General features: G+C 72.7%; 4 protein-coding genes. 2 read left to right on the top strand and 2 right to left on the bottom strand.

Translation table 11 applies throughout. From position 1 onward, the window contains the following. Positions 1 to 177 precede the first annotated feature (177 nt). Positions 178 to 1092, top strand: coding sequence for a peptidylprolyl isomerase (locus NON22_RS17295; RefSeq protein ID WP_257388194.1), 915 nt, complete (start codon positions 178 to 180; stop codon positions 1090 to 1092). A 44-nt stretch (positions 1093 to 1136) separates the two neighbouring features. Here NON22_RS17295 and NON22_RS17290 read toward each other — a convergent pair whose 3' ends face one another. Together NON22_RS17290 and NON22_RS17285 are read right to left on the bottom strand one after the other, a co-directional pair. Next, entirely contained in the window at positions 1137 to 3521 is a 2385-nt protein-coding gene (locus tag NON22_RS17290; RefSeq protein ID WP_257388193.1) for a hybrid sensor histidine kinase/response regulator, read from the bottom strand. A gap of 183 nt (positions 3522 to 3704) precedes the next feature. Continuing rightward, entirely contained in the window at positions 3705 to 4958 is a 1254-nt protein-coding gene (locus NON22_RS17285) for a polyhydroxyalkanoate depolymerase (protein WP_257388192.1), read from the bottom strand. A gap of 214 nt (positions 4959 to 5172) precedes the next feature. On the opposite strand from NON22_RS17285, the gene NON22_RS17280 reads away from it, so the two are divergent. Further along, a partial coding sequence (locus NON22_RS17280; protein WP_257388191.1) for a TolB-like translocation protein occupies positions 5173 to 7599 on the top strand: 2427 nt, incomplete at its 3' end.

The following is a 7599-nucleotide window of genomic DNA, read 5'->3' as shown; positions in this document are numbered from 1 at the left end:
GCGCCCCATGCGTCGGCGCCGGCGCGCCGCCGTCTCGCTCCGGCGACGTGCGGAGCGCCGCCCGGCGCGGCGGCGGAGCCGTTCTCGGCCGCCGGTTCGGCGGACCGTCGTCGCGTCCGGCCGCGGCCGCCGGGGGATGCGCTACGCTTGCGCTTCCTCGACGCTTCGGGAGCTGCCATGGGTCACGTTCACTGCCGCGCCGTGCTCGCGGCCTGCCTGTTCTCGGCCGCGACGGCCGCCATCGCGGCGCCGCCGCCGGTCAAGGGCAAGACCATGAGCGAGGTGCTCGCCGCGAGCTCGCCGGCGGACTGGCGCCGGCTCGACCCGGACAATACGGTCTATCTCGATTTCGCTGCAGGCCGCGTGATCATCGAACTCGCGCCGGCGTTCGCGCCGCAGCACGTCGCCAACCTGCGCACCCTGCTGAAGCAACACTACTTCGACAGCCTCGCGATCCTGCGCGTGCACGACAACTACGTCGTGCAGTGGGGCGATCCGGACGCGGGCGACAAGGACAAGGCGCGATCGTTCGGCGAGGCGAAGCGTTCGCTGCCGGGCGAGTTCGCGCGCGCGGCGGCGGGACAGTCGTTCGTGCGCCTGCCCGACGGCGACGTCTACGCGCCGCAGGTCGGCTGGTCCGGCGGCTTTCCGGCCGCGCGCGATCCCAAGGCCGGCCAGATCTGGCTCACGCACTGCTACGGCATGGTCGGCGTCGGCCGTGACAATGCCGCCGACAGCGGCAGCGGCGCGGAGCTCTACGTCGTGCTCGGCCACTCGCCGCGCCACCTGGACCGCAACGTGACCCTGGTCGGCCGCGTCGTGCAGGGCATGGAGCTGGTCGCGGCATTGCCGCGCGGCAGTGCCGCGCTGGGTTTCTACGACAAGCCGGAGCAGCGCGTCCCGCTGACCCGCGTGCGCCTCGGCAGCGAGCTGCCCGAGGCCGAGCGCAGCACTCTGGAGCTGTTGCGCACCGACACGGCCACGTTCACGGCGCTCGTCGAGACGCGGCGCAATCGCTGGGACGACTGGTATCTGCAGCGCGCCGGCAAGGTGGAACTGTGCAACGTGCCGCTGCCGGTGCGGCAGCCGTAGGCGAACGGCGCCGGCGTCCGCCGTCGCCGCGATAGCGGCGGCGGTCAGGCCGCCGCAGTGTCGCGGGCCTTGCCGTCCTTCGCGGCGGCGACGTCCTCGTTGCCGAGCAGACGGCCGAGGTCACGCAGCGGCAGCGGCTTGCGCACCCATTCGATCTGCCACTCGCTCGGCGGGCGGTCGTGCGGTCCGTCCGGCGGCGATGCGCTGTGGATCAGGCAGCGCGGCGGCGGTCCCGGCGCGCATTCGGCGCGCACGCGCCGGATCAGGTCGATGCCGTTCTCGCCGTCCAGGTGCAGGTCGACGAGCAGGGTGTGCGGCGCGAATTCGCGGCGTATCGCGAGCGCGTCGGCGATGCCGGCGGCGACGCGGTGTTCGATGCCGAGCGCGTCGAGCTGCGCGCTCAGGAGTTCGCGTATGGCCGCGTCGTCGTCGACGAGCAGCACGCGGCCGTGCATAGGCGCGGCGGTTTCGCCGTCGACATCGGGCGGGCCGGGCCGCAGCGCGATGCAGAACGAGAACACGCTGCCGACGCCGAGCCGCGTGTCGATCTGCAGGCTGCCGCCCATGATGCCGACGAGCTGGTCGGCGATCGACAGGCCCAGGCCGGTGCCGCGGCGCGTGCGGCCGCCGCCGCGTTCGAACGGCTGCAGCAGGCGGCGCAGCTCGCCGTCGGCCATGCCGGGGCCGGAATCGGCGACGCGGAACAGCACGCGCTCGCCGTCCGCGGCCTCGGCCGACAGCACGATGCTGCCGGCCGTCGTGAACTTGACCGCGTTGCCGAGCAGGTTGACGAGGATCTGCTGCAGGCGCGCCGCGTCGCCGCAGACGCGCGCCGGCAGCGCCGGGTCGCAGTGCAGGCTCAGCTGGATCGGCCGGTCGGCGAGCTCGGCGCGGAACAGCTCGGTCACGTGGCGCAGCAGCGCGCCGAGGTCGAACGGCTCGTCGCGCAGGTCGACGCGGTCGAGCGCGAGCCGCGCGTGGTCGAGGTAGTCCTCGGCGGTGCGCACGAGTTCGGCCGAGGTCGAGCGCGCGGTCTCGAGCAGGCCGCGCGCGCGGCGGTCGTCGACGCGCTGCAGCGCCATGTCGATCAGGCCGCTGATCGCGGCCATCGGATTGCGCACCTCGTGCGCGGCCATCGCGAGCATGTCGGCGCGCGTGCGGTTCACCTGGCTCAGCGCCGCGTTGAGCTGGCGCAGCCAGCGCAGGCGCAGCGCGATGATTGCGGCCAGCAGTACGCCGACGCAGAGCGCCGCGATCAGCGCTAGTGCATAGAGCCGAGCGCGCGTGCGTTCGCCGGCCTTGTCCGCCTCGGCCGCGCGCAGCAGCGCGCTCTGCAGTTCGCCGGACTGGCGCAGCGAGCGGATCTCCGCTTCGCGCTGCTGCGTGTCGTAGTGGTCGTCGAGCTCGGCCACGGCGCGGGCGACCTCGCGGCTCGACAGGCGCGCATTCAGGCTGACGAGTTCGCGCGAGGCGGCCAGGGCGAGATCGAGGCGGCCGGCCTTCTCGGCGATCTCGGCCTGGCTCGCGAGCAACTGCGCGGTGTCGCGGCCGAGTTCCAGCCGACGCGCGTCGGCGAGCGCGGCGTCGAGCATGACCAGCGCGTCCTGCGGCTGTCCGAGCGCGGCCAGCGCATCGGCGACGGTGCGGCGCGAGGAAATCGAATTCATGATCTTGCCGTGGCCCAGCTCGTAGTCGAGCGCGCGGCGCGCGGCCGCGAGTGCCGTCGCCGGCTGGCCGAGGCTCAGGTACAGCGAGGCGCTGTTGCCTTCCATCATGGCCTGGCCGCCGCGGCTGCCGAGCCGTTCGTAGCGTGCCTGTGCGACGCGCGCGAGCGGCAGCGCGCGTTCGGGTTCGCCGAGCGCGGCATAGGCCCACTGCAGCAGGTTCTCGCCGCGCGCGAGCGCGTAGTCGTCATTGAGTGCGGCGAGGCCGGAACGCGCGCGCAGGCAATGCGGCAGGGCCGGCTGCGCGCGCGAGGCGCGCAAGAGCAGGTCGCAGGTTTCCAGGTCGGCCAGCGCGCTCCAGTAGGGCTGTTCGAGCGCGCGCAGCGCCGTCGTCGCGCTGCCGGCCAGGGCCAGGCCGCTCTCGATCTGTTCGCCTTCCAGGCGCAGGCGCGCGCGGATCAGATCGGCCAGCGGGCCGGCGCTCGCTCGGCCGCTGTCGCGGCCGAGCGCGTCGAGACGGTCGGCGACCTGCGCGGCCTGATCCGAGGACAGCAGCAGCGCGGCGGTCGACATGTCGCGCAGCAGCTGCTCGCGCTGGGCCGGATCCAGTCCGCCCCGGGCCAGCAGCCGGTCGCCCTGCTGCAGCGCTTCGCGCGGTGCGTCGAGCATGGCCGGGCGCAGCGACAGGGCCGGTTCGGCCGCGGCCGCGGCCAGTGCCGGCAGCACGGCGAAACCGAGCAGCGCGCGGCACAGGAGGTTCAGCATCGGCCGGTTCGCAGCGATGGCGCGGGCACGGTCATGGGGCGGCGGGGCTGGGCGGAATAACGCGCATTTTGCACACGATGCCGGCTCCGTCACAAACGAAATTTTCCACACCGTGCCGCCGCGTCCGGAGCGGTGCCGGCCGCTGCGGCCGCGCCGCGGAAATCCGCGGCGCGGCGTCCGGGCTCAGGCCGTGTGCGCGGCCTGGCGGCGGATGAAGTCGCGCACGTCCGGATAGACCACGTCGCGCCAGCGCCGTCCGCTGAAGATGCCGTAGTGGCCGGCGCCCTTCACGGTCAGGTGATGCTTGCGTCCGGCCGGGATGCCGCTGCACAGCGCCTGCGCGGCCTCGGTCTGGCCCAGGCCGGAAATGTCGTCGAGTTCGCCTTCGATGGTCAGCAGCGCCGTGCCGGTGATGTCCGCCGGCCTGACGCGCCGGCCGTTCACGTCCCAGAGCCCGCGCGGCAGCAGGTGCTGCTGGAACACGGTCTGGATCGTGTCGAGGTAGTACTCGGCCGGCATGTCGAGCACGGCGTTGTATTCGTCGTAGAACTTGCGGTGCGACTGCGCGTCCTCGAGGTCGCCCTTGAGCAGGTCCTCGTAGAAGTCCCAGTGCGAGCTCAGGTGGCGGCCCGGATTCATCGCAATGAAGCCCGCATGCTGCAGGAAGCCCGGATAGACGCGGCGGCCGTGGCCCGGGTAGTTGGCCGGCACGTCGTGGATCACGGTGTGCTTGAACCAGGCCAGCGGCTTGGTCGTGGCCAGGTCGTTGACCTGGGTCGGACTGCGGCGCGTGTCGATCGGGCCGCCCATCATGGTCATGCTGCGCGGCGTGGTCTCGCCGTTGCTGGCCATCAGCGAGATCGCCGCGAGCACCGGCACCGTGGGCTGGCAGACCGAGATCACGTGCAGCTTTTCTGCGCCTATGTGGCGGATGAATTCCTGGATGTAGGCGACGTAGTCCTCGAGATGGAAGGCGCCCTTTTCGACCGGCACCATGCGCGCGTCGATCCAGTCGGTGATGTAGACCTTGTGGTCCTGCAGCAAGGTGCGCACGGTGTCGCGCAGCAGGGTCGCGTGATGGCCCGACAGCGGCGCCACGACGAGGACGACCGGATCGTCCTTGAGGTCGTCGACCGTGGCCGCGTCGTCGGTGAAGCGCTTGAAGCGGATCAGGTTGCAGAACGGCCTCTGCAGCACGGTGTATTCGACGATCGGCACGACGTGGCCGTGGGCGGTGACCGTGCGGATGTCGAACGGCGGCTTCTCGTAGTCCTTGCCGAGCCGGTGCAGCAGCTCGAAGCCCGCGGCGACGCGCGGTGCGCCGGGGACCTGGGACAGCAGGGTGCTCTTGTCGCTCCAGGTCTTGGCGCCGGCTTCGGCGAAATGGACCAGCGGGCTCATCAGCGAGCGTTGCAGTTCGTGCAGGTGATACAGCATCGGCAGTGACCAGCGAGGGAGGAGGGGGCAACCTGGGAATTGTAGTCGCCCCGAGGCAAAGCAAGCGCCGTGCCGCAGGTAACAATTGGTCGCAATCGCGCGGCCGCGGGAGCTGCGGCGCGGATCGGGTTCCTGCGGTCCTTGGGGGAATCGCCGCGGCCGGCCGACTTGGCATGAGCAACGGCCGCAGCGGCGGTCCGGGACGGAGCAGCCTATGAGCACGGAGCAAGGCAAGGGCGGTCGCGCGCGTCGCGGCCGGACGACGATGTTGGTCGGATTCGGCCTGTGCGCGGCAGTCGCCGCGGCCGCACAGGCCGGCGAGCTGTATCTGCTGAACTACGGCGCCGCGTCGGTGCTCGGCGTGCAGGGCAACCGCGACGCGCAGGTCGGCCGCTTCGGCGTGTCCGACGACGGCCGCTACGTCGCGTTCACGACGGCCTCGAACAACCTCGCCGCCGACGACGGCGGCGCGGACCGCGACGTCTACCTCAGCGACCGCCAGACCGGCGCCCTGACCCGCATCAGCCGGCGTCCGGACGGCGGCGCGCCCGACGGAGCGAGCTTCGGTGCGGCCATTTCCGGCGACGGGCGCTGGATCGCGTATCTGTCGGTGGCGACCGACATCGTGGCCGGCGGCAGCGGCCGCGGCGTCTATCTGTTCGACCGCGACAGCGGCGTCACGCAGCGGCTGACGCCGCCGGTGCTGCCGTCGGCGAATGCCTGGCCGGCCGAGATCGACGGCCTGGTCGTGGCGACCCACGGCGAGCGCGTCGTGTTCACGACCGACGCGCCGCTCGCCGCGGCCGACGCCGACCAGTTCCAGGATCTCTACGGCTGGTCCCGCGACGACGGCGCGCTGCAGCTCTTGAGCGCCGACGCGGCCGGCCAGCCGCTGAGCGGCGTCGTCGACGCCGCATCGGCCGCGCTGTCGGCCGGCGGCGCGCAGGTCAGCTTCACGATGCGTACGGTGAGCGGCATTCCCGACGAAGGCGGCGTCTTCGTGCGCGATCTGCCGCAGGGCGCTCTCGACCGCCTGCTCGGCCCGACCATCGTGCTGTCGCAGTCGCAAACCAGCCTGTCCGACGACGCGCGCCACGTCGTGTTCAGCACCTACGCGCCGCTGCTGCCCGACGACGCCAACGCCAAGTCCGACGTCTACCTGTTCGATCGGCAGACGCGCCAGGTCGAGCTCATCAGCCAGGGCAGCGACGGCGCGCGCGGCAACGACGACAGCACGTACGCGGCGATCTCCGGCGACGGCCGGCACGTCGCGTTCCATTCCGTCGCGGGAACGCTGGAGCCCGGTGCCGGCGGCGAGCAGATCTACCGGCGCGACCGCGTCGCCGGCACGACGACGCGGGTCACGCATTCGCTGCCGGGTCCGCAGGCCGCGCGGCACTATGCGGCGCCGGCGCTGAGCCGCGACGGTCGCACGGTGCTGTTCGACAGCGACGACGAAGCGCTGGTCGCCGGCGACGACAACCGGCGCCGCGACGTGTTCGCCGCCGCGGCCGACGGCCCGGTCCAGCGCGTCAGCCAGTCCGCCGAAGCGCCGCGCATCGCCGGCGCGAGCCTGCGCAGCTTCGCCGAAATGGACGTCGGCGCCGCGTTCGTGCTCGACGGCGATGCGGCCGTCGTGTTCGCGAGCACGGCGGACAACCTCGGTCCGCGCCGCAGCGGCGGCGTGTTCCGCGCGGAAGCCGGCGGCGCGCCGCCGGTCGAGGTCGCGATGACCGAGCCGCCGCCGGTGTCGAGCTGGCCGGTCCTGCAGTCGCTCGAGGGCGTCTCCGGCAGCGGCGAGGTGCTGCTGATCCGGCGCGAACCGTTCGATTTCACCGGCGGCTGGGGCGGGGCGTTGCCGCCGGTGCCCTGGGATGTCTGGCGCGTCGATGCGAGCGGCACGCAGCGGCTCGATCCGCCGGCCGCAGTCGGCAACGACGCACGCACCGTGCAGGCCGCGCTGTCCGACGATGGCCGCTACGCCCAGTTCCTGTCGCTGCCGGCGTCGGGCGCCGATGCGCCGCGCCTGTTCCTGCACGATGCGCAGACCGGCCTGCTGACGCGCGTCGACGTCAACGCCCAGGGCGTTCCGGCCGACGGTCCGATACAGCTGCGCAGCGGCCTGTCGCGCAACGGCCGCTACAGCGCGTTCGTCACGGCGGCCGGCAATCTCGTCGCCGGGGACACGGACCACGGCTCGGACCTGTTCCTGCGCGACAACCAGACCGGCCAGCTCACCCGCCTGCGCGATCCGGGCAACGGCGCGCCGCTGCCCGATGCCATGTACGCGAGCCGCGAAGCCATCGTGATTTCGGACGACGCGAACCGCATCGCCTTCGTCGAGAGCGGCGGCGAATACGGCCTGGCCACGCGCGTGCGCCTGCTCGACCGCGCCGCCGGACGCCTGGTCGAGCTGTGCGGCGGCGTGGCGTTCGCGGCGCAGTGCGGCCAGCTCGCGCTGAGCGCCGACGGCGGCACGCTGGCGTTTTCCACGCGGCAGGCGTTGACGGTGGAGGATGCCGATCAGGACTACGACGTCTACAGCTACCGCGCGGACCTGGCCTGGCTGCGGCTCGAAAGCCGCGACGGCGCCGGCGCGGCCGGCAGCGGCGCGCGCACGCGGCCGCGGCTGTCGGCGAGC

Source organism: Tahibacter caeni (assembly GCF_024609805.1).
Taxonomy (GTDB): domain Bacteria; phylum Pseudomonadota; class Gammaproteobacteria; order Xanthomonadales; family Rhodanobacteraceae; genus Tahibacter; species Tahibacter caeni.
The sequence above is the reverse complement of the archived record's forward strand: the minus strand, read 5'-3'. Positions and strand labels throughout refer to the sequence as shown.